The 23048-nt window shown below is 45.6% G+C and carries 17 protein-coding genes; 4 read left to right on the top strand and 13 right to left on the bottom strand.

All coding sequences use genetic code 11. The features are described from left to right. Positions 1 to 156 precede the first annotated feature (156 nt). The 4 genes from MHI55_RS09935 to MHI55_RS09920 form a co-directional block, all read right to left on the bottom strand. Positions 157 to 2979 carry an endo-1,4-beta-xylanase gene (locus MHI55_RS09935; protein WP_340389867.1) on the bottom strand — a complete coding sequence of 941 codons (2823 nt, stop codon included), beginning with the start codon at positions 2977 to 2979 and terminating at the stop codon, positions 157 to 159. Positions 2980 to 3252: 273 nt separating this feature from the next. Next, on the bottom strand, positions 3253 to 4257 hold the full coding sequence (locus MHI55_RS09930; protein ID WP_076252402.1) for a LacI family DNA-binding transcriptional regulator: 1005 nt from the start codon (positions 4255 to 4257) through the stop codon (positions 3253 to 3255). Positions 4258 to 4386: 129 nt separating this feature from the next. Beyond that, on the bottom strand, positions 4387 to 5394 hold the full coding sequence (locus tag MHI55_RS09925; protein WP_340389865.1) for a globin-coupled sensor protein: 1008 nt from the start codon (positions 5392 to 5394) through the stop codon (positions 4387 to 4389). A 243-nt stretch (positions 5395 to 5637) separates the two neighbouring features. Next, the gene (locus MHI55_RS09920) at positions 5638 to 7533 is read right to left on the bottom strand and encodes a PrkA family serine protein kinase (protein WP_036610009.1); all 1896 of its coding nucleotides are present in this window, start codon (positions 7531 to 7533) and stop codon (positions 5638 to 5640) included. A 361-nt stretch (positions 7534 to 7894) separates the two neighbouring features. Between MHI55_RS09920 and MHI55_RS09915 the strand changes: the two genes are divergently transcribed. Further along, on the top strand, positions 7895 to 8740 hold the full coding sequence (locus MHI55_RS09915; RefSeq protein WP_340389863.1) for a DUF2161 family putative PD-(D/E)XK-type phosphodiesterase: 846 nt from the start codon (positions 7895 to 7897) through the stop codon (positions 8738 to 8740). Positions 8741 to 8851: 111 nt separating this feature from the next. Here MHI55_RS09915 and MHI55_RS09910 read toward each other — a convergent pair whose 3' ends face one another. The 3 genes from MHI55_RS09910 to MHI55_RS09900 form a co-directional block, all read right to left on the bottom strand. Continuing rightward, positions 8852 to 9478, bottom strand: coding sequence for an FMN-dependent NADH-azoreductase (locus MHI55_RS09910; protein WP_036610012.1), 627 nt, complete (start codon positions 9476 to 9478; stop codon positions 8852 to 8854). A 190-nt stretch (positions 9479 to 9668) separates the two neighbouring features. Next, complete coding sequence (locus MHI55_RS09905) at positions 9669 to 10892, bottom strand: PLP-dependent aminotransferase family protein (protein WP_036610015.1); 1224 nt, start codon at positions 10890 to 10892, stop codon at positions 9669 to 9671. A 136-nt stretch (positions 10893 to 11028) separates the two neighbouring features. After that, complete coding sequence (locus tag MHI55_RS09900) at positions 11029 to 11685, bottom strand: response regulator transcription factor (RefSeq protein ID WP_017689577.1); 657 nt, start codon at positions 11683 to 11685, stop codon at positions 11029 to 11031. A 439-nt stretch (positions 11686 to 12124) separates the two neighbouring features. Between MHI55_RS09900 and MHI55_RS09895 the strand changes: the two genes are divergently transcribed. Both MHI55_RS09895 and MHI55_RS09890 read left to right on the top strand, forming a co-directional pair. Continuing rightward, positions 12125 to 12535: a uroporphyrinogen-III C-methyltransferase gene (locus MHI55_RS09895; RefSeq protein ID WP_017689578.1), complete on the top strand. Its 411-nt coding sequence runs from the start codon at positions 12125 to 12127 to the stop codon at positions 12533 to 12535. Next, positions 12532 to 13596 (top strand): phosphodiester glycosidase family protein, encoded by a 1065-nt coding sequence (locus tag MHI55_RS09890; protein WP_036610017.1) that lies wholly within the window; start codon positions 12532 to 12534, stop codon positions 13594 to 13596. The genes MHI55_RS09895 and MHI55_RS09890 overlap by 4 nt, the downstream gene beginning before the upstream one ends. Before the next feature lie 298 nt (positions 13597 to 13894). On the opposite strand, the gene MHI55_RS09885 is transcribed toward MHI55_RS09890, so the two are convergent. From MHI55_RS09885 to MHI55_RS09860, 6 genes are all read right to left on the bottom strand, one after another. After that, positions 13895 to 14911, bottom strand: a complete 1017-nt coding sequence (locus MHI55_RS09885; protein ID WP_074094324.1) for a LacI family DNA-binding transcriptional regulator — start codon at positions 14909 to 14911, stop codon at positions 13895 to 13897. A gap of 77 nt (positions 14912 to 14988) precedes the next feature. Beyond that, positions 14989 to 17154, bottom strand: a complete 2166-nt coding sequence (gene bglX / locus MHI55_RS09880) for a beta-glucosidase BglX (protein WP_340389861.1) — start codon at positions 17152 to 17154, stop codon at positions 14989 to 14991. A 98-nt stretch (positions 17155 to 17252) separates the two neighbouring features. Beyond that, positions 17253 to 18848, bottom strand: coding sequence for an ABC transporter substrate-binding protein (locus tag MHI55_RS09875; RefSeq protein ID WP_076252415.1), 1596 nt, complete (start codon positions 18846 to 18848; stop codon positions 17253 to 17255). A gap of 53 nt (positions 18849 to 18901) precedes the next feature. After that, positions 18902 to 19804 (bottom strand): carbohydrate ABC transporter permease, encoded by a 903-nt coding sequence (locus MHI55_RS09870; protein WP_036610027.1) that lies wholly within the window; start codon positions 19802 to 19804, stop codon positions 18902 to 18904. A gap of 18 nt (positions 19805 to 19822) precedes the next feature. Next, positions 19823 to 20782, bottom strand: a complete 960-nt coding sequence (locus MHI55_RS09865) for an ABC transporter permease subunit (protein ID WP_017689585.1) — start codon at positions 20780 to 20782, stop codon at positions 19823 to 19825. Between the two features lie 11 nt (positions 20783 to 20793). After that, positions 20794 to 21558: an alpha/beta hydrolase family protein gene (locus MHI55_RS09860; RefSeq protein WP_340389859.1), complete on the bottom strand. Its 765-nt coding sequence runs from the start codon at positions 21556 to 21558 to the stop codon at positions 20794 to 20796. Between the two features lie 473 nt (positions 21559 to 22031). Between MHI55_RS09860 and MHI55_RS09855 the strand changes: the two genes are divergently transcribed. Next, positions 22032 to 22949, top strand: coding sequence for a serine hydrolase (locus MHI55_RS09855; RefSeq protein ID WP_340389857.1), 918 nt, complete (start codon positions 22032 to 22034; stop codon positions 22947 to 22949). Positions 22950 to 23048: the final 99 nt, after the last annotated feature.

Raw genomic sequence — 23048 nt, 5'->3', positions numbered from 1 at the left:
GACAACAGACTTAGTTGAAGCCGTTGTCATACATTGGAACCCGTTTTTATGAATGTATATAGTCTAAACGTCCCAGCCTTTAAAATCAACACTTATTTCCAGATATACAATGTTGAATAACTAACATTCTCATATTCTAATTCACAACTAAATATTCTATTTACGAGTCAATAACAGACTGCCAAAACCGGAAGTATCTTGATAAGAATTACCTGATGAATCACTCCAAATGGATACACTGCTTCGCTTGCCATCTCCCGCGCCATCATCATTAACTTGTAGATCAAACCCAATCCATCTTTGCCCTTCAGCACGAACGCTGTCTAGTGGGATTGCCACTTCAACTGTATACCCTCCGCTTGTTAATCGGGTAGCTGATTTGAAACTTTCTTTCCGTGCATTTCCACCAAAAGAAGCCTCATTATCAAAATTGACCCGGTACTGGGCGTCATCCTCCTGATAGAATGTTGTCTGATCTTTGCTCGGGTCGATAAAAATCTCGATCGAATCCTGCTCATGTGCATTAGAACTTAATTTGCTTCGCAATGGATCTTTCACATCTGCCAATACGTACAGGTATTTCTCATCCCATAACAGCTGTGCAGTCGCCGTTGCACCGGAGTTTCCGACCACCCAGACATCCGTTTTAACAGATGCAGCTTTTTTCCAGACGTTATCCTTTTTTGCATCAATTACAGGTTTGCCATAAGTGACCTTGGTTTGTTTCAAGACAGAACCGAGCTTCAGTTTGCCCCGGTTGGCTGGTTTGTCGGGCTGTTGATTGGAAATATCATTCCAAACAATGGTCGCTGTCTTTCCAGCAGCATGTTCATCCGTAATCCGAAAATCCAGAGACAAGACCTGGCCTTCGGTAAGTAAAGCAGCTGACATAGGCAGTGATGCGTATACAACATACCCGGTTTTTGTCTCCTGTACGTTGTAAGTATTTTTATCTTTGCCTTTACCGTCATCCCGTTTAAATGTATATTGACCATTTGCAGACGGCGGATTTTTCTTCTTGGCAGACAGATCAGCTTCAGAAGTTACAGCGCCGGTCCCCTTGACTTCTTCCGCGAGGAAAACCTGCACCTGATCCCCTTTGCGACGTGTGGTATCCTTCACTTCCACTCGTAAATTCACCTTTTTGGCATCCCACATCATACGAGCCTCACCCGTAACCGCAGATGTACCATCTGCCAGATGATTAATTTCGAGTCCTTTCACAGCACCCCAAAGAATATCTTCCTGTCCTTTGTGATTCGGGAAAGAAGGGCTGGCCTTCAATGCTGTCCATTCATTACGATAGATCGGAAGGGTGGTAGGGTCCACCAGTGCCCAAAATGCCGGTTTTGCTTTTAATTTACGATCAAATAACAATGGTGCATCTTTGCGTCCTTTGACTGGATGATTATCAAGCCATGTACCATCATCCGCAAGTCCCCATACTGTAACGCTGTCCATTACACCGCGTTTTCCCAACTCGTCGAACAGGTCGAACAGTTCACGATAACGATAAGCTTGTTGCAACATTAATTCATCTGTGACAGGCATCTCCAGTTCAGAATTACTTGAATAGATCGAAACGTCCAGCTCTGTAACCTGTACATTTACACCAAGAGCGATCACTTTCTCAAAAGCCTCACGAATGAGCTTTACATCCGGTCCGTACATGGATACATGCATCTGGAATCCAACCGCATCAATCGGTGTTCCTTTGGCAAGCAGCTTCTCTACAAGCTTCACCATATCATTCACCTTGTTTCCATTGCCCTCCATTCCATAGTCATTAATCACCAGTACAGCATCGGGGTCAGCCTCACGTGCATATCGGAAAGCCAGCTCAATGTAATCACTGTCATCTCCGTCGCCATCTACATCCCCAATAATATCTCTCCACTTGGAATTACTGGCCTCATTCCGCAAGCCGCCTCCGTCTGAGATGACTTCATTGACGACATCCCATGTATGAACCTTTCCTTTGTACCGGGTCACGATGCTTTGAATATGGGTTTTCATCCGCGCAAGCAACTGTTCCCGCGTGGCAGGTTTCGATGCATCATTCGGATCAGTAAAGAACCAATTCGGCACCTGACTATGCCATAACAGCGTATGACCTCTGATTTCCATGTCATTTGCTTCGGCAAACTTCACCAGGCGATCTGTCTCTGACCAGACAAACTCTCCTTCCTTGGGCTGCATCGCATCCATTTTCATAAAATTGTCCGCTGTAATACTATTAAAGTGTTTCGTCAACAACTGGGAATGCTGGTTTTCCGCGTCTAGTGCAGACTGGTTGATGGCAGCTCCCATTGCGTAATTTTGTCCCACGATATCGACCAGATTCGGAATATCCTTCTCAATTTCAATTTTCTGAGCAGCCGTAATCAGAACATCATCCACGTAAAATGAAATCGTATCTGCCGGCGTCACTTCCGCTGACGTCTTCCATGGTGTCTCCACATACATGCGGAATCCGGTGATTCCACTATTTTCTTCGGGAATCACCACATCGGCCTCGACTTTTTTCCACTGTCCTTTGTTCAAGGTAGCGGAGGCAAAGGTAGCATATTCAAGACTCGAAGCGTCCTTATTGTATTCTTTCTCCAGTGAACCGTTAATGACCTGACTGTCCGGTCCTTCATCGTACATGGCCCAAAATGAAATATGAACTGTGCTACCCTTCTGTACATGATCCAGCACTTCAACTAAGGGTCCATGGAACGTTTCGGTACGTGAAGAGGTTCTCAGGCTGCGTGTACTGTCATGACCTACTTGCGTTACGATATCAAGCTTTTCACTCGCACGTGGACGCCATTGTCCCAACACACCATCTTCAAAATCAGCCTTGAACAGTACTTCATCATCGCCAGTCTTAACGTCCGCTGCCGAAGCACGTGTCCCTCCTGTTCCCACACTTGGGAACAAACTGAAGATCAATACAGCCGACAAGCACAAGCTCCACCATTTTCTCAAATGCATCCGATCTCCTCCTTGGTTCGTTGTTTGTGAAGAATAACCTTTGCTCTGCCATGTGCCAGCCCTTTACAAGATCGTTATACAGGATGGATAGATGCAAATGGACAGAAAATTGTAAGCATTTTCATTATACGATTGCCAGTAAACTTTGTTTACCCGTTAAACTATAGGACTTGCACCACTCCATAAGCCATATGTTTCCAAATGAGATATAGAACGACAAAAAGCACAGCTTATTAGCTGTGCTTCGTGTAAACATCTTTACTATTTACGTTTTTAGTCTTTTAAAGGTGCTGTCGTCTGACGGATGACCAGATTGGAAGGTTCCGTCACCACAGGAGGAGAATAAGATGGATTCTCGATCATGGCAATCAGATATTCAATGGACTTAATGCCAATGGAATAGATATTCTGATTCACCGTGGTCAACCCCGGTTTGAATACCTCAGCATAATACGTGTTATCAAACCCGACAACCGAGATATCTTCCGGTACACTCAGTCCATGCTTTTCAATTTCATGAATCGCACCAAAGGCAGACATGTCTGATGCACAGACAATTCCCGTTGGTTGATCCTGAAGTGCCAGCAATCGCCGGGCAGCCTTGCTTCCTCCGTCGAAGGAATAATCGCAGATCTCCAGATATACCGTAGAATAAGGGATGCCGCATTCTCGCAGCCCTTCCCGATATCCTTCCAATCGCAGATTGGCTACAGCAGGTCCAAGTGTCCCTGAGATATAGGCAATTTTGCGGTGCCCAAGCTCATGCAGATGTTTGACACCCATCGAGATTCCGTTCGCGTTATCCGTAGTAATGTAACCGGCACGTTTGCCCAACATGTCCGTATCAACAAACATCGTCGGAATCTCTGCATCCACCAGTTCCTGAATACTCGCGTTTTCTCTGCCTTCCCCGAATACCACTACGCCATCCACATTACGACTGCGGCAATGTTTGATAAACGAGTACGCCGGATCATCGAATCGAGTAGACAACCGGACCAGGTCATATCCACTGTTCTCCAGCGCTGTCTTGATCCCTTCCAGCAACTCCGACACAAAAGGGTTCGTAAACGGAACCGTTAACAGTACTCCCACCGTCCATGAACGGCGTTTGACAAGTCCACGTGCGACCACATTGGGTTGATATTTCAATAATTCGATGGCTATATTGACTTTTTTGCGTGTTTTTTCACTTACATCAGGATAATCGTTTATCACTTTGGAAACGGTTGCAACAGATACTCCCGCTTCCTTGGCTACATCATGGATAGAAGCCATCTGATCACCTCAACCTCTTTCGAATCCCCTGTCTCCGGCTGCATTTTCTATAACATCGGCAGGTTTGTCTACCCATTATAGCTTAAAACAGCCTGAAACGGTATGGAAGGTTCCTAATGCTTTTAAGCTCTATTCCTGCTGTTCCAGTTTCTTCAAATCCAGAGACAGTTTCTCCATTGTTGTTGCAAATACAGCGAGTTCAGCCGAACGTGACGCTTGGCTACGTGCCCCTCTGGACGTATGATCCGACTCCTGCTGCACACTGCTCAGTTTCTTCATGATCTGCTCCAGATTAGACTGGATTTTACCTTGGGCATCCCGGGAGCTGGCGGCAAGCTTGCGTACCTCACTGGCAACTACTTCAAAGCCACGTCCAAACTCTCCTGCATGAGCAGCTTCAATCGCTGCATTCAGGCCGACAAGATGACTCTGATCCGATATCTCGCGAATGAGTTCACCCATTTTTCCGATCTGCTGGATCTCTCCTGTTAATTCGGTAAGCATAACCTGAGCCTGAGCCTGAGAAGCCGCTGTTTCTTTGGCAACACTTGATATCGCCATTGCACTTTCATTTAATTCACTAATCATGCCTGTAAGCTCTTGGGTAATCTGCGTAATTGCCTGCAATGTATGTTGTTGGTCATCGGCAAGCTGATGTAACTTTTCTTTTTCTTTCTTCTCATAGGCTTCAAGGACAAGCTGTGAATCCAGATTAAACATTTTGCTGAGCGCCTGAATGACAAGATGCCAGGAATCAGGGATAACCTGTTGGAATATGCTCGTTGCAATATCCAGGTAGACCATATAGGTACCCAGATAATAATCTTCAGACAGACCAATCCGTGAATGCACAAGTCCAATCGCAATCCGTTGCTCAATATATGCGTCATCCACGATTCCATCCGTCATTGATAACCAGTACATCTTCTGTGTTTCTTTTAGACGATCAATGGTAGAGAATCTTGCGATCAGATCTACCAATTCAGGATAATTCCCCACATGATTGTAGAAATGATCCACCACTTCATTAACGACTTTTTTAAAAACAGGCCGATGTTCGGCAAGCAATGTTAGATCCCCTGCGGTTAATCCCATGTAATCAAGTTGCTTCTGTCTTGTTGCGGAAATACTGCTCATATCTGGTTCAGTCAGCTCCTTAATAAACACTAAATTACTTTAAATTGTAAATATATGTATTGATTATAGACTAAAATACCTAAATATACATATACCATTAGAACTAATTCTCTTTAAAATTAACCTTATTTGTCAGCTTTTTAGCCTAATATGACCTTCATGTAATTAAAAAGGCCCTGACCCTGCTGTGAAGGAGCCTCACAACAGGCATCAGGAGCCTGATCCGGAATGGTTCGTTGCCGATTAGCGATTAAGCAGACTACCCACATAACGTAACAGTTCATTCGCGCTGGCTGCGGTATATCCATGTTCCTCAATTAAGCGTTTAATGACTTCATTCATACGTTTCAATTGTGTTGCATCCGGTGTTTTGGTTGAGGTTGTGATCTTGACGATATCTTTCAGATCGGTGAACAACTTCTTCTCAATCGCTTCACGCAAACGGTCATGGCTGCTGTATTCGAACTTGCGCTCCTTGCGGGAGTATGCCGAGATTCGGATCAGAATCTCTTCTCTGAACGCTTTCTTTGCATTCTCGGAAATCCCGATCTGTTCCTCAATGGAACGCATCAAACGCTCATCCGGGTCCATCTCTTCATCCGTGAGCGGATCACGAATCTTGGACCAGTTGCAGAATGCTTCAATGTTATCGAGATAATTTTCAAATAACGTTCTCGCGGATTCCTCGAATGAGTAAACAAAGGCTTTCTGCACTTCCTTCTTGGCCAGTTCATCATACTCCTTGCGTGCAAGAGCAATGAAGTTCAGATAACGCTCCCGCTCTTCCTTTGTAATTGAAGCATGCTGGTCCAGACCGTCCTTGATCGCCCGCAGAATGTCCAACGCGTTAATGCACTGAAGATTTTGCTTAATCAAAGCACTGGAGATCCGGTTAATGACATACCGTGGATCAATGCCAGACATCCCTTCATCCAGATACTCATTTTGCATCTCGCGCAGATCAGCTTCTTTGTATCCTTCTACTTCTTCACCATCATACATGCGCATCTTTTTAACGAGATCCATGCCTTGTTTTTTCGTTTCCTTCAAGCGGGTAAGTATGGAAAAAATGGCTGCAGTCCGCAGTGCATGCGGTGCAATATGAACATGCTTCATGTCACTTTGCTGAATGAGCTTGGCATAGATTTTCTCTTCCTCGGATACCTTCAAGTTGTACGGAATCGGCATGACAATCATCCGGGATTGCAGTGCCTCATTCTTCTTGTTGGAGATAAAAGACTTATACTCCGATTCATTCGTATGCGCCACAATCATCTCATCCGCACTGATTAAGGCAAAGCGTCCTGCTTTGAAGTTCCCTTCCTGCGTGAGCGACAAGAGATTCCAGAGGAATTTCTCATCACATTTCAACATCTCCTGGAACTCCATCAGTCCACGGTTCGCCTTGTTCAACTCCCCATCAAAACGATAGGCACGTGGATCGGATTCCGAACCAAACTCCGTAATGGTGGAGAAGTCGATACTACCCGTCAGATCGGCAATATCCTGTGATTTCGGATCGGATGGACTGAACGTTCCTATTCCCACGCGATTATCTTCGGAAACAATGACCCGTTCCACCGGCACCTTGCTGATATCACCACCATATTCGGTACGCAGTCTCATCTGGCAGGATGGGCAAAGGTTACCCTCAATGCGAACTCCAATTTCCTTTTCCACTTCAGGACGAAGCTCCAGTGGAATCAGATGCAGCGGTTCCTCATGCATCGGGCATCCATCAATAGCGTATATGGCACCTTTCTCTGTCCGCGAGAACTGTTCAAGCCCCCGCTTCAGCAGCGTCACAAGCGTCGATTTCCCTCCACTTACGGGACCCATCAGGAGTAAGATCCGCTTCCGTACATCCAGACGACGTGCTGCCGAGTGGAAGTATTCTTCAACCAGCTTTTCAATCGAACGGTCCAGCCCAAAGATCTCCTGTTCAAAAAACTTGTACCGCTTATGCCCACCTACTTCTTCAACCCCAAACGATTCAATCATCTCATACACTCTGGCGTGAGCCGTCATTGCCGGAGTCGGGTCCTCTCTCAGCAGTGCAATATAATCTTCAAATGTTCCGTTCCATGTCAAACGGTCACTCTCTGCCCGATGTTCCGCAACGCGTTCAAAAATATTCATGCTTGGTACCTCCCATGGCTCCTTTAGTGTGATTGTCAACCATTCCGAATGGTATGAAGAAATCAATAGAATTGCGGCTCCTGCTTGAATACCAATCTTGCGGTCCTGTGTAGTCCCGCCACCCTCTGTCCAAACGTCTTGTTTTGTTGTGAAAAGTGTATTACATACCTATGCGGCAATTCGGATAAGTTGACCTCTTTTTTTCAATCAACCGCTTCGAATTTTGGCTTTTCCCTGTTCTATCAGACATCTTGTGCCTTCAGAAAAAAAAGAACGAATATGATATAATGAGGGTTCTAAATTCAGGAAACCGGACAACACATGGTCAGAGACAGGCCACTTCTGGAAAGGAGCACGGACGATGGCAGTGAAATACGAAACCGAATTATATTCGCCTGTGAAGGCTTTTTTCGAGCAGCGTGGCTTTGACGTCAAGGCGGAAGTCAGACATTGTGACCTCGTCGGAGTCAGATCGGACCAGGACGAACCACTCATTGTGGAGATGAAAAAAACATTTAACCTCTCCTTGTTGCTGCAGGGCATGCAGCGCTTGAAACTTAGCCCGTTCGTGTATCTGGCCGTCGAGCGCAATCGCAGCAAACGTGGAGCCGTGAACCAACGCTGGAGCGAACTGACCGCACTATGCAGACAGCTCGGTCTGGGGCTGCTGACTGTCACATTTTACAAAACCAAAGCTCCCCTGATTGATGTATTGTGCGAGCCCTCCGCCCTGATCCCCCTCACTGGCCGCAATCAGGTTGCCCGTAAAAGCGGAGTTCGGCGGAAACGATTGCTCAAGGAATTCGACGAACGAAGCGGAGACTACAATACAGGAGGCAGCACACGAAGACAGCTGGTCACAGCATATCGTGAGAAGGCTTTACGTGTAGCATCCGCTCTACGAACGAACGGAGAAGCCTCTCCGGCCAACCTTGCCAGACAGACAGGCGTAGGTTCTGCCGCAGCAATTCTGCAAAAAAATTATTATGGCTGGTTTGAACGCCTCTCCCGTGGAAAGTATATTTTGACGATTAAGGGAGTACAGGCGTTAACCGAGCATGCACACATGCTTGAGGATAATGATATGATTGAACGAACCATTAATGAACTCGATGTAACGTATTCTGTATCTGGTGAAAATAAGGACGACCTTGCACACATTGCTGAAGCAGCAGAGTTTTACTTAAAAAATACAGGCCATATCTGATATGGAATTACTCGAAGTAAGTGATATGAAAAATAAGAATGCAAAAAAAACACCTGTAATCTCCACTGGAGACTACAGGTGTTTTGATGTGTTCTATATAGAAGATTATTATTAGAATTTTACTGCTACTTCGGAAGCCAATTTCAGACCTGCAGTAACGATTTCTTCAGCACGATCTGCAGAAGCGTTATGTCCTTCAACGATAACCACTTCAGGGTTTTGAATGCCCCACAAGCCGAGAACTGTTTTCAGGAAGTTCAGGGACATTTCAGCAGCTGCCATTGGGCCTTCGGAATAAACGCCACCACGTGCGTTAAGCAAAGCTACTTTTTTGTCGCCAGCAAGTCCTACAGGACCTTCAGCAGTGTATTTGAATGTTTTACCAGCTTGGCTCAGGTAAGCAATGTAGTTTACCAATGGAGCTGGAACAGTGAAGTTCCACAGTGGGAATGCAAATACAACTTTGTCAGCTGCCAGGAATTGATCTTGCAATTGTGCTGCAAGTGAAGCCGCTTTTTGCTCGTCAGCTGTCAGTTCAAAACCGTTAGCTGCTTTGTAAGTACCTGTGATAGCAGTGTTACCATAGAATGGGAATTCTGTATTGTAGAGATCCAGCTCAGTAACTGTGTCACCTGGGTGGGACTCTTTGTATGCGCTCAAGAATGCATCGTACAATTTAACGCTGACTGCTTGATCTGCAGGACGGTCATTTGCTTTTACGAATAAAATATTAGACATGTTGAATTTTCCCCCGTTAAATAAAATATATGAGTGCTTTTTCTGAACTGGCCACCATTGTAGCTTATATAAAGAAACCAACAACTCATTAATACATATTATATATAAAAATGTTAGTGGATGCAATAACGTAATCACTTTGGTCATGAACCAATTTTAATTTTTGCTACAATCTATTTGTTGATCTGACTTAGCTACGAGCCGTAAATTCGGAAATGGCTTCACTGATCAGGTTCATGCCAAGCAGCAATTCATCCCGGCCTGGGTGGCTAAAGTTCAATCGGATGTACCGTTGATCCTGTACACCTGTGGAGCATAGTGATCCAGGAAGAAAGGATACACCTTTGGGCAAAGCCGCTTTAAGCAGAGCGCCACTATCCAATCCTTCCGGCAACTGTACCCACAGATACATTCCGCCCTCAGGGATGTTGTACTGACACCCTTTCCAGCCCGGCCTCTTCAACAGTTCAAGCATCAGTTTGAGTCTTGTCTTATACTCCCGATTCAACATGGATAAGTGATCACTCCAACGAAAAGGGGAATGAGCAAGCAATTGATACAACAGCCGCTGATTCATCGGACTGGACTGACCATCTGCAATTCGTTTAACCGAGGCCATTGCCTGAATCAGCGCAGGATGTCCAGCGGCCCATCCGGTTCGAAGAGCGGGCGCTACCGTTTTGCTGAACGAACCAATGTAGAGAACATGTCCACCCTGATCGGCAGTATCCAGTGCAAAGAGTGAAGGATATTTACGATAGAATTCCGTTGGCTCAAGGCCATCAAAATGGAGCTCCCCGTAAGAATCATCTTCCACAAGCAGTACACCATAGCGCGAACACAGTTCAAGGACAGCCTCCCGCCGCTCCATACTCCACAAAGCACCGGTCGGATTCGAGAAACTGGGTGCAGCAAAAAGCAGCTTCGGTCTAACCTGCTGCATGTGATGCTCCAAAAGGTCTGGCAGTATGCCGTCCCGATCACCCATTACGGGCACAATCTTGGCTCCTTGCATCTCCAATACCTCAAGACAGCCTGGAGATGTGGGATGTTCAACCAGTACAGAATCTCCTGGCTCAAGCAATAGACGCATCACCAGATCGATGGCCTGCTGGGTACCAGTGGTCAACAGAATCTGCTCGGGTACCGTTCGTATGCCTTTGCGTGCATTCCAGTCTTTGTTCAACCACTCTCTTAGGGGGGTGTAGCCTGCTGGCTCTCCATATTGCAATGCGGAGGGGCCTGAACTAAAGACAGACACCGCTGCTTCTTCCAACAATTTGAAAGGAAACAACTCCTCCGCAGGCAATTCTTCTGCCAGAGAAATGAAATAATCCCTGCCAGACATCTCACGTATATCCCTCAGTGGTGATGACAAAAGCCTGTTGGTACGGGAAGCAAAGAAATATTTCATCGATCCGTTCCCCTTTCATCCCTATTCCGAAACTGTACTCGCAGTCCGCAGCCCTACAACCTATTCCTGCTCGCCATCGAATATGACCGGATGCATACCTAACTGTTGTGATCATGGGAAGAACAAACCTGTTTCGTCAGGATCCCGTCTTCACTTGTCTTGCATGCAAGGCATAACGTTCAATGGCCTGTGCTCTACTGCTCACTTCCAGCTTCACGTATATTTTACGCAGGTAATTATCAATGGAACGTCTGCTAACGTTGATCTCATTCGCTATTTTATCATAGGTTACACCCTGAACAATTCTTTCCATGATAAAAGTTTCGGTTTCTGTTAATTCAATGACACGTGCTTCTGTCGGAGACTCCACAGGCTGCGCCCATTCCGCACTATTTAACCACGACAATGGAATGGACACATGGCCCTCACGTAATCCAGAGATCAGATGAATCAGCTGGCTAGGGGAAGCCTGTTTGGATAACATGCCGCTTGCACCAAGGCTCATCAGATGACGAAACAGCTTCACATTGTCTTCATCCGTCAAAATAATGATGTGACTGTGAGCTGACAGATTCTTCATCTGGGCAATATATTGATCTGCCTGACCCTCCGGAAGACGATAATCCATCAGAATCAGATCAGGCTGGTGAATATTCACCAGATCGAGCCCTTCTGTTCCGGTCGAAGTCATGCCACGTACCGTCAGATCTTGCTGCTCTTCCAAAATCAATTTTGTACCGAGCATGCTGGTGGGGTGGATATCTATGATGACCACCTGCCATACTTTTTTCATTGTTGTTCCCCCTGTTATGTATTGGACAAATAACTTTTAAATTCTGTCATGATGATTTCATCGTCTATGCGACAATCCGAGTATAGAAGAAGCATAGGTCGGATTATGTCGAAAAACAGAAAAATACAGGAGGGAGCCGATAAAAAAGCTCTATTTTCACTGTATTTTGTTATAAAAACACCATGACGTCCATCTTTCCATCCCCGGAAAGGTCAAAATATAGTATAAATTTCCTGCATTTCTATCTAAAAAAGTCGAAAAACCTGCCCAAAGTTCCTACTTATTGCATCTATAAGAAATTGTATCCTAGGACTTCCTTCCGATGCAATCTCTTTTTACTCTATTAAGTAAAGAATTTCATTTTTGCGTAATCAATAGGGGCATGATAGAATGAGGACTGGAAATTTTTTTGTACCTATAAATGACCAGGAGTGATGACATGAAACCATCTGCCCCGTCCTCTGACATCCATCACACCCGGAGCGCCAAAGGCAAGGCTGGATCTTCAATCAAGCTGTTTCTGGTAATGTGGATTGTTCTCATTGCACTAGGAGTCGTTGGAACCTACTATTATAGTAACCATCTCCAGCAACAGATGATTAACCAGCTTCAAGCCCATAATCAGCAGCAGATTGCAGCACTAAAAACCGACTACGAAAATCAGCTAACAACGATATCAAAGGAAGTAGAAGACCTGCAGGGACAGGTTCAATCCTTCAATGAATTGCTGACTTTCACCAAGGATAATGCAAGTGACAAAACGGATAACAGCAACAAACTGTATACCCAGCTGAGCGAAGTCAAAAAACAACTGGAGACACTCCAGAAAAAGATGGACCTGCTCAAATGATTACACCCGTCAAACAGGTTAATCGTTTTTTTATGCTTGCACTCGCTCCTTTTGTTGGATTGATATTATGCCTGCTGCTGCTTCGTCCTCCACTTGAACCCGGAGGTTTGATGCCTACCGAACTGTCAGAGGATACGATTACACCCCGGACCCAAGCAATTAGCCAAGAGCTTGCGGGGGCAAAAGATGCTGCTGTCCAGACTTCTTCTTCTATTAAAAGAACGACACAGCTCTATAATAAAACAACAAGTACGATGTCTACACTTGTGCAGAAGGCTTCCACCCAAGCGGATCGTCCGGAAAAGATTTACAACAACCGGATTTCATCCAAGCTTGGCGTTCCATTTGAACGGGTAGACAGTGACCGGCTAACGATTGAAATGTACAGAGTGAATCCTGGCAGCTATAAGGGCTATGCCATGAAGATCAAGCTAAAAGACCCTACAGCCATGCAGATGGCTCTAGACAGTGAACCTGGGCGTTCTGAGACGACCATGCAGGCTGTGAAGCGTAACGGCGCTATTGCCGGGATTAACGCAGGTGGATTTGCTGACAGTGGCGGCAAACGTTATCCACTTAGCACAACCGTCATGGACGGGAAATACGTGAACGGTTTCCAGGCCAGTTTCAAAGATCTGTTTTTTGTAGGACTTAACGATGCCGGTAAACTGGTTGGAGGCAAGTTCTCCGACAAAAACTCACTGGATCGCCTGCAACCGCAATTCGGGGCTACGTTTGTTCCGGTGCTGCTACAGAATGGGCGTAAAACCACAATTCCTGCCAAATGGAAAGTATCACCCAAACGAGCACCACGTACAGTCATTGGCAATTATAAGGATGATCAGTTATTGATTATTGTAGTTGACGGATATAATGAGGGCGGAAGTTCCGGTGCTACCCTTGAAGAGTTGCAAGGGCGGTTGTACAAGCTTGGGGTGATTGACGCCTATAATCTGGATGGCGGTGGATCATCCTCGCTTATTCTGAATAATCGGGTTGTAAATAACCCTTCAGATGGCAGTCTCAGACCAGTGCCCACACACTTTTTATTTTACAAATAATAGGGTGAAGCATTTCTTTTCTACCTATAATGGTTATAATAGAAGAAAATGAGCTTGTGCAGGAGGTGCGAAGGGCATGTCATTTTCACTGACATTCTGGATTATTGCAATCGTATTGACTCTCTTCATTACAGGCATTCTCACTTCATCCTACAACAATGACAAAACAAAAGGCTTGTAAAGGCCAAGCCTCTCTCCGGAGAGGCTTTTTCTATTGCTTCATCCTCGAAATAACAAGAGACAAGGCTTAAAAGAATGATTCGATTCTTCTAAGCCTTGTCTCTTGCTGTATTCGGGATCAATAGCTAACTGCCCGGTCATTCCGGATGGATATAACCGAATCAGATGGAATAGGCCCACTCACCGACCCACCCTCAACTAATGTCACATAAATTCGTTCATGATCGACGGGTTCTCCAGCAATAATCTTGATCAATTGTTCAGCAGCGAGCGATCCCCACTTGCGTTTGGAATAATCAATGCTTGCCAATCTCGGCTGCACGTACTTGCTCAATTCAATATTGTCGAATCCGATGACGTCAATCTCCTGACCAACGCCAAGTGTACTGTCTGCCAGACGATCACACAAGCCAATAGCCATCTCATCATTGAGGCAGAATACCGCTGCGGGTCCATCATACACCTGCACAATCTGATCTGCGGCTTGTTCTCCACCACTCTTCTCGAAATCTCCCGTAATCTCAATCCATTCCACATCGGCTTCACGTTCAGCAACCTGTCTCACAGCCTTTAACCGCTGCACAGAGTCAAACGAACCTTCCGGTCCTGTCACCACGTAGATTTTCTTATGTCCCTGTTCAATAAGATGTTCCATCGCAAGTGTCGCCCCGGCTTTGTTATCCAGCAGAACCTGATTAATGTTGGGATGATCCATCTCACGGTCCAATACAACGATTTTGTGCCCACGATCGGCATACTGCATTAGTTCCTCACTTGCAAACGTATGATCCAGAATGATCGCACCATCAATCATTCTCTCTGGAAGCATGCGATGGGATTGTTTACCACTGCACACGATCAGGTCATAGCCTTGAGCATTACATACGGCTTTCATGCCACTCAGCAAGTCTCCATACACATCTCCTCTAAAATCGGTCAAGAATACACCTAGAATTTTGGATTCCCTCTTCTTCAGTGTTCTTGCTGCGGCATTTGGAACATAGTTCAGTTCTTTGGCAATGGCCAAAATTTTGGAACTCGTCTCATCGGTCACTTTGTTGCTGCCATTCAGCGCATATGACACAGTAGAGATGGAAACTCCCGCCTGTTTGGCGATATCCTTGATACTGACCACATTCTTCGCTCCCCTGTTATGTTCATCAGGCCTTCCATAACAAAAGGCCTGACACATTACTCTTTCCATTCATCAGATTAAACAAGTCTGAATGATTTCTTCTGAGTATCCCGACTGTTTGCACCCACAAGAATATGGAACTCGCCTCGATCACTGCGGTAGCTTAAGTCAGAATGGTGATAACGAAGCTGTTCTTCATTTAACGTAAACGTGGCTGTACCACTCTCGCCTGGCGCCAGTGCAAGCTTCACATATCCTTTCAGCTCACGCATAGGACGAACGACTTCACCCGTTACATCACGAACGTACAACTGAACGGTCTCTACGCCTGCGCGCTCACCCGTGTTCGTTACACGTACCTGGATGCTCAGGGACTCTTCGGCAGTCATCTCGTTACTTGACACTTCAAGATCACCATAAGAGAACGAAGTGTATGAGAGACCATAACCGAACGGAAGCAAAGGTTCATTCGGGCTGTCAATGTATTTGGAGACATAACGTTCTTCCGTCTTCTCCGGGTTCAGTGGACGACCTGTATTGAAATGGTTGTAATAGACCGGAATCTGACCTATAGACTGCGGGAAGGACATCGTCAGACGTGCGGATGGATTCACTACACCTGTCAGAACATCTGCAATCGCGGCTCCGCCTTCACTACCCGGGAACCAGGCTTCCAGAACGGCATCCGATTCATCGATTACACCATGCAGATCCAATGGACGGCCGTTGAAAATAACGCTGGCAATCGGTTTTCCCGCTGCTTTGAGCTGTTTAACCAATTCCAATTGGGCTGCTGGCAGACGAATATCCGTGCGCGAGCCACCTTCTCCACTCATCTCGGAGTCTTCACCAAGAGCAAGGACAATCAGGTCTGCTTTGCTTGCCACTTCCAGGGCTTCGGCAATCTGCTCAGCTGTAATCGTATGAACATTACTGCCTTGAGCAAATTGAACTTTCCCACCTGTTAGGCGTTCTTCCAGAGCTGTTCCCAACTTAACTGCATCTTCCTTAACTCCTTCACAGGACCACCAGCCCAGAATATCAGGACTCTGTGCAAAAGGACCAATAAGGGCAACATTAGCGTCAGGTTGAAGTGGAAGCAAGCTGTCATCATTCTTCAACAGGACAGCTGATTTCGTTGCCAGTTCATACGATACCTGACGGTGCTCTTTGGAGAATACAATCTCACGTTCACGTTCAGGATCGGCTGCACGCAACGGATTGTCGAACAATCCCAGCTTTTCTTTCAGTTGCAGAATTCGCAGAACGGCTTCATCAATGAGGTTCTCATCCACTTCACCACTCTCAATCAGTTCAGGCAAATGATGCACATAACAAGGTGTCATCATCTCCATATCTACTCCTGCGCGAATGGCACGATATGCCGCTTCACGATCATCTTCTGCAGCACCATGCGCAATCATTTCGCGAATAGAAGCCCAATCCGAGATTAATACACCATCAAAGCCCCACTCGTCACGCAAAATGCCGCGCATTAACTTCTCATTGCCACTCGCCGGAATACCGTCAACCGTATTGAACGAAGTCATAACCATCTCCACGCCCGCATCCAATGCTGCTTTGTACGCTGGCAAATAGTACTCACGCAGGTTACGCTCAGACATGTCCACCGTATTGTAATCCCGACCACCCTCAGCCGCTCCATATGCCGCAAAGTGTTTAACACAGGCTGCAAGACGATCTGGCTCATCCTTCAAGCTGTCGCCCTGATATCCACGTACAAACGCAGCCGCGAACAAACTGTTCAGATAAGGATCTTCTCCTGTCGTTTCCATCACACGGCCCCAGCGCGGGTCACGAACCAGATCCACCATAGGTGCAAAGGTAACATGCAAACCGGATACAGCTGATTCACGTGCTGCAATTTCAGCACTTTTCTCAGCCAGTTCTGTGTCCCATGAACAACCGATCGCGAGTGGAATCGGGAAAATGGTTTTGAATCCATGAACTACATCAGCCATGAACAAAAGCGGAATGCCCAAACGGCTTTTTTTCATATAAGCTTGCTGTACATCAATGATGGCCTGCGCACCCGACAATCCCAGAATGGACCCACTGGCATCCACGGACTGCTCCGTAATTCCCATCTCTTCCATCGGCCCTGTGATCTGACCTTCAACATTTGTTCCTTCATAAAAGTTGGCAGTCAATTGAAGAAGCTGAGCTGTTTTTTCCTCCAACGTCATCTGTTTTACCAGGTCTAACAACTGCTCGTTATTCATCTGATCGTATCCTCCACTACAAGTTGTTGAAATAAAGAACCCGGCTGCGTTCGGGGAGAGACCGCGCACCGGGTTCAAAATTAATTACTGAATGATTACTAGAATTTATCGTTTAGCTCATCCAGATAAGGTTGAACCAGGGACATTTTACTGTTTACCCATTCTTTCCAGTTTGCCTCTAGATCTCCGTTTTTGAGGATCAAGTTGGCATATTCATTCTGGTAGTCGAATGAAGCCTGACTCTTAGCTTTGGAATCGTACAGGTTGACATCCCAATCGTATGGTGCAAGCGATTTGCCTTCTGTACCAAGTTTTGCTTTTTCTTCGAACAATTTCACGGCTCTATCACGGTAATCTTTTTTGATTGCAGGGTTTACAACACTGAAGTCGTCACCAAGCAGATACAGACCTTCGAAACGAGCTGGATATTTATCTTCCAATACCGTTCCTTCTGGCAACAAGCTAACGAGTTCGTTGTTTTCATCATATTTCCAATCTTTTCCTTCAAAGCCCATGTTGATGAGCAACTGTCCTTCTTTTGTTGCGGAGTAATCGATCAGATCCATGATCCGTTCGAATTTCTCGTCACTAATGTCTGGATTGAAGATCAATGCAGACCAGAAGTTGGCTTGTTCCATGTTACGGTATTTACCGTCATCGCCTACTACGATTGCTGTGTGTACCAGTTCATCACTATCTACACCCAGATTTTTTTTCATATCGGAATCCAGACCTTGTCTGTAGGAAGCCAGTCCGCCCAGACTTGTTACAGCAGCTGTACCTGTTACTTTGAAGTTGTTTTGACCTTCATTGTTTTTCCATGTGTAGAACTCAGGATTGAGCAGTCCATCTTTATAGGCTTTTTGCATCAATTTAAGTCCTGTCAGCGTTTCAGGATCTGCTGGTCCCCAGTGGAATTGGCCATCTTCACCTTTGTAGAACGGAGAGTCAGTCATGGCATGCACACTGTTTGGCATAATCATGTTTGTCATAGCATCTGCCGCATTGTAGGACAGAGGTACAAGTTTGTTACCCACTTTGCCTGGATCTTTTTCTTTCACTAGCGCAGCATATTCATTCAATTCGGTTGTTGTATAAGCATCTTTCAGTTCAAAACCAACCGCTTCAGCCCAGTCTTTACGAAGCGCAATGACACCAATTTGGTTCGTGAGTGGGTCAGCCGGTTTGTTCTCGAAATAGATTGGTCTAGGCAGGACATATGTTCCACCTGTCAATTCTTCCAACTTGTCTCCAAGACCCGTCAAATTGTAAGCTGCTGCCACGTTAGGCCAGCGTTCTTTCCAGTCATCCGGGAATTTGTAGAACAAACCTTGTTCAATGCTGTTAATGGCATCGCCATGTACGTAGTTCCATACCGCTACATCCGGCAAGTCGCCAGAGTTGATCCACAGACGAAGCTTCTCGCCCCATGAATCCCAATCGATATAGTTGTAGTCCCATGTTAAATTAAATTTGTCTGTCCAGAACTTGTGGAAATCATTATCCAGGTTCCCGTTTTTGATTTCTGTCAGGTTAGCTACAGAGATGGTCAGGTTGTCTTTGTAATTTCCCTCTGCATCTTTTTCGTTACCACCTGAAGCTCCTTGACTGGAACAAGCGGTCACCATCAGCATAACTACACTAAGCGTGATGGCAAAGAGAGCTCTTACTGACAATTTTTTTTTCGTTTTCATGTTTTACCCCCATGTTTTTTAGTAGAATTTTATTGCAAAATCCTATACGTATATCAGGTCTTGATTGCCCCTGTTAATACCCCTTTGGCAAAGTGTTTTTGCAGCATTGGGAAGAAACACATAATTGGTACCATGGTGACAAATACGGCCGCCATCTTCATACCCATTGAGAAGTTGCTTGCCTGGGCAGCATCCACACTGGATGCATTGGATGCATTCGTCGTAGATGTCACGATAATATTTCGGAGTACATTCTGGAGCGGTAACTGATCCGCTTTTCGAAGGAATATCATCGCATCATACCAACTGTTCCAGTAAGCCACACCGTAGAACAACGTGATTGTAGCCATAATTGGTGTAGCCAGCGGAAGAACAACGGAGAACAAAATTCTCCACTCTCCTGCTCCATCCAGTCTCGCCGATTCCATCAGCGATTCAGGCAAGGTGTAGAAATAGTTCATCATCAGAATCATGTTAAACGCACTGAAGCTTCCCGCCAGGATAACGGACCACAGCGTACCTGTAAGATGAAGTGATTTCATGATCAGGTACAGTGGCACGATACCACCATTAAAGATCATGGTGAACAGTACCAGGAAAAAGAGAAATTTCTTAAACGGAAATTTGTTGCGACTAAGACCATATGCCATGCTCGTTGTCAGGAACAAGCTGAGTGGCAAGCCGATGACTAGCAATATAATTGTATTTTTGTACCCCGTCAGAATCGTTCCGTCAGCGAACAATGCCTTGTAGGAATCCAATGTCCATTCTTTAGGGAACATCAAAAATGGATTGTCAGCATATTCTTTTTGTGTTGCAAACGAAATCATGATGACATTCCAGAACGGAATCAGGATCATCAGGGCAAGCACTAGTAATACGGCAAAAATAATGTAATCGAGAAGTGTCATTTTTTCTGTACCAATTCTCGGTTTTTTGTTAGCTTTCTTGCTCATCTCATTTTTCCTCCTCTCTTATCGGAACAAACCGTCTCCGCCAAGCCACTTGGCAAATCTGTCAGCAAGAAGCAGCAAGGCCATATTCACCAGGGAACGGAACAAGCTGACCGCTGTCGAGAATGAGAAATCGGTAGATGACTGGAACGTAATCCGATAGATATATACATCGAGTACTTCCGATACATTTTTGGTAGCGGCATTTGCCAAGTTGAAGATCTGGTCAAATCCGGAAGACATCAATCCACCAACCGAGAGAATAAACATGATTGTGATGGTTGGAAGGATGTTCGGTAAAGTAATTTTGAACATCTGTTGCATACGGGAAGCCCCGTCAATCTGTGCTGATTCATACTGATCCTGATCAATACCGGAAATGGCAGCCAGGAATATAATCGCGCCCCATCCACTTGATTTCCAAATATCAGTCAACAGCAACATTGGTACAAAGTTGGATTCGGACCCCAGGAAGTTAATCGTTGGCAATCCGAGTAATCCGAGCGCGCTATTTACCAGTCCGTCATATGCCAGCACATTGATGACTACCCCGGATACGATGATCCAGGACAGGAAGTGCGGGAACGTAAGAACGGTTTGGAACAATTTTTTCCCTCTGCGCATCCGCAATTCATTCAGCAACAGCGCCAGAATAATCGGGAACGGGAACTGAATAATCAATTTCAGAATATTGATGTACAGCGTACGCCATACTGCGTCGATAAAGGTTGGATCACGGAAAACATATTTGAAGTTCTCGAATCCGCTCCATGGACTTCCCCAGATGCCCAGGTTAGCCTTGTAATCTTTGAATGCCAGAGACAGGCCACCCATCGGCATGTAGGCAAACAGAATTAGCCAGACAAGCCCCGGAATAAGCAGGGTGTATGTCATTCGGTGCTTCCAGATTTCAGTCCAGAGCGAATTGCCCTTCACGTTTCCCTTCAGCTTTTTGCTAGGTCCTTCGGCTGCAGGTTTCACATTGCATCTCCTCACTCTACTATGGTCTTGTCGTTGTACAGAAAATCAAACATCGTTCTCAGGTGGTTCTCCCAAAATTTCCATTCATGAGCCCCCGGCGTCTCCACATACCGAAAATCAAAGGCAGTCCCCTGCATGTATCTCGCATAGTCGCGATTCATCTCTACAAAGGGGTCACTATCGCCACAGCAACTGAGGATATCCGGTAAAGGAACACCCTGTTCCAGCAGCTTGGCCGACAGTGCGTAAATATCCTGATCGGCTTTCACCTGTAAACGTTCTCCAAAAACCGCTTTCATTTCCTTGATCATGGTCGCTGGCATATGGGGATCATGAAGTCGTGTCTGGATATCCGTTACGCCGGATAGAGACACTACTTTGCGATATCGCTCTGGATAAGTTAGTCCACATTTCAGTGCACCATATCCACCCATGGATAAACCGGCGACGTATGTTTTCTCCGGATCAGGATTCAGATTGAGCAGACGCTTGCATATTTCAGGTAACTCCTGAGTGATGTAGTGGAAGTAGTTCAGGCCGTATTCCATATCGGTGTAATAGCTTCGATTCGCTTCCGGCATAATGATAGTACAGCCATATTGCGCTGCATACATCTCAATTGTGGTTAACCGCTGCCAGGTACTCGCATTATCGCCTGCCCCGTGCAACAGATATAGTGTACCGCCTGAAGTCTCTCCGGAGTCACTGGACACAACATGTATGCTGGTATTCATGCATAAGGTTGGCGATCCAGTTTCGATCGTTATATGTGCCATAAATGTAACCCCTCTCATCATCGCCTGCTGTCTTTACTCATTCGTTTCTCTGGCGTTGGATTGCAGGCTGTTGTAGATTCCCTTGTATTACGATGGGTTATCGAAACGATTTTCTCGAATCGTTTCAAAACATAGCCAACGTTGATCCACATGGACTTCATTACAACACTTTTAATGTGGAAGCGATTTCTTCGAATCGTTTCGAATAAATCATAAGCCCGATGAGTAAATCCTGTCAATAACCTTTTTACAAATTTCGCGTTTTTTTCTCGAAAAAATGCTCTTTTAAGTCTAAATTTGCGTCCAAAGACACTATTATTACGAAAAAATGAAAATTTAGTAAGTGCTATTACAACTTTAATTGACACCAAACCAGGTTTATACTAACATGGGTTCTGATTTTGCATTCGAATTACGGAAACGTTTCACCAACCGATTTTACTCAGGTTTCACCTGATATTAGGGAGGTTAATATGTCTGAGCAACTCAAAGGTTTCATTCATACGATTACGGAGCAACAATTGAACGTTTTTTCCATTCGCATATTACAAAAAGGGCATCTGCTTGCCCATTGGGACCGGGATAAGGATCAGCGCAGGGTACAACATTCCATCAGTAAATCCTTCACGTGTATGGCCGTTGGTCTTGCTCTTGAAGAAGGTCTGATACATCTGGATGCGACACTTGGTGATTATTTCTCTTATGATCATGTACCCACTGCACAGGGCAATCTCCCATCGCCGCAAGAATTGAGACTGCGTGATCTTCTCCGAATGACTTCAGGTCATGACTCTCCCCCTCTTTGGGCTGATGAACGAGCTTCATTGACCGAAAAGGACTGGGCGAAATATTATATGTCTCTGCCTCTGGACCGGGTACCTGGAGAACAATTTACATATAGCAGCGGGGATACATTTATGATCTCAGCCATGCTACAGGCTGCTACCGGCCAAACCGTGAAAGATTACCTGACTCCACGGTTATTTGATCCGCTTGGCATCCATGATGTAGAGTGGGAAACCTCTCCACTCGGCGTAACGCTTGGCTGTGCAGGCCTTTGGATAAGCAATGAGGAACTGAGTCGATTTGGACAGTTACTGTTGCAGGAGGGCTTTTGGGAAGGCAGACAGCTTGTACCTGCGGATTGGATTCGACAGGCTACGTCCCAGCAGATCGAAACGACTGGAGACGGAGATTGGGGAAAAGGTTACGGGTATCAGTTCTGGATGTGTTCTCATGGCGCTTACCGTGCCGACGGCGCCTATGGTCAATTGTGTATTGTAATTCCCTCAAAGGAAGCTGTCATATGTATTAATAGTGAGGAAGAAAATATGCAAGGCATCCTGAATGCCGTCTGGAATGAGATTTCACCCCTTTACACCCAGCGTTAGTCTACGTATTTTATCTTTTTTTCAAATTGCAATTATGCCATTCAATTGAGAATAAAACAAAAAAAAACGCCACGGGGTCAATGGACCCCATGACGTTAT

The sequence above is a fragment of the Paenibacillus sp. FSL E2-0151 genome, from assembly GCF_037993015.1.
GTDB classification, from domain to species: domain Bacteria; phylum Bacillota; class Bacilli; order Paenibacillales; family Paenibacillaceae; genus Paenibacillus; species Paenibacillus amylolyticus.
This window is presented reverse-complemented; position numbering and strand designations above follow the sequence as displayed.

Excerpts from the sequence above, each read along its gene's own strand:
- MHI55_RS09935 (WP_340389867.1), bottom strand. The coding sequence starts at position 2,979 with ATGCATTTGAGAAAATGGTGGAGCTTGTGCTTGTCGGCTGTATTGATC.
- MHI55_RS09930 (WP_076252402.1), bottom strand. The coding sequence starts at position 4,257 with ATGGCTTCTATCCATGATGTAGCCAAGGAAGCGGGAGTATCTGTTGCA.
- MHI55_RS09925 (WP_340389865.1), bottom strand. The coding sequence starts at position 5,394 with ATGAGCAGTATTTCCGCAACAAGACAGAAGCAACTTGATTACATGGGA.
- MHI55_RS09920 (WP_036610009.1), bottom strand. The coding sequence starts at position 7,533 with ATGAATATTTTTGAACGCGTTGCGGAACATCGGGCAGAGAGTGACCGT.
- MHI55_RS09915 (WP_340389863.1), top strand. The coding sequence starts at position 7,895 with ATGGCAGTGAAATACGAAACCGAATTATATTCGCCTGTGAAGGCTTTT.
- MHI55_RS09910 (WP_036610012.1), bottom strand. The coding sequence starts at position 9,478 with ATGTCTAATATTTTATTCGTAAAAGCAAATGACCGTCCTGCAGATCAA.
- MHI55_RS09905 (WP_036610015.1), bottom strand. The coding sequence starts at position 10,892 with ATGAAATATTTCTTTGCTTCCCGTACCAACAGGCTTTTGTCATCACCA.
- MHI55_RS09900 (WP_017689577.1), bottom strand. The coding sequence starts at position 11,685 with ATGAAAAAAGTATGGCAGGTGGTCATCATAGATATCCACCCCACCAGC.
- MHI55_RS09895 (WP_017689578.1), top strand. The coding sequence starts at position 12,125 with ATGAAACCATCTGCCCCGTCCTCTGACATCCATCACACCCGGAGCGCC.
- MHI55_RS09890 (WP_036610017.1), top strand. The coding sequence starts at position 12,532 with ATGATTACACCCGTCAAACAGGTTAATCGTTTTTTTATGCTTGCACTC.
- bglX (WP_340389861.1), bottom strand. The coding sequence starts at position 17,154 with ATGAATAACGAGCAGTTGTTAGACCTGGTAAAACAGATGACGTTGGAG.
- MHI55_RS09875 (WP_076252415.1), bottom strand. The coding sequence starts at position 18,848 with ATGAAAACGAAAAAAAAATTGTCAGTAAGAGCTCTCTTTGCCATCACG.
- MHI55_RS09870 (WP_036610027.1), bottom strand. The coding sequence starts at position 19,804 with ATGAGCAAGAAAGCTAACAAAAAACCGAGAATTGGTACAGAAAAAATG.
- MHI55_RS09860 (WP_340389859.1), bottom strand. The coding sequence starts at position 21,558 with ATGGCACATATAACGATCGAAACTGGATCGCCAACCTTATGCATGAAT.
- MHI55_RS09855 (WP_340389857.1), top strand. The coding sequence starts at position 22,032 with ATGTCTGAGCAACTCAAAGGTTTCATTCATACGATTACGGAGCAACAA.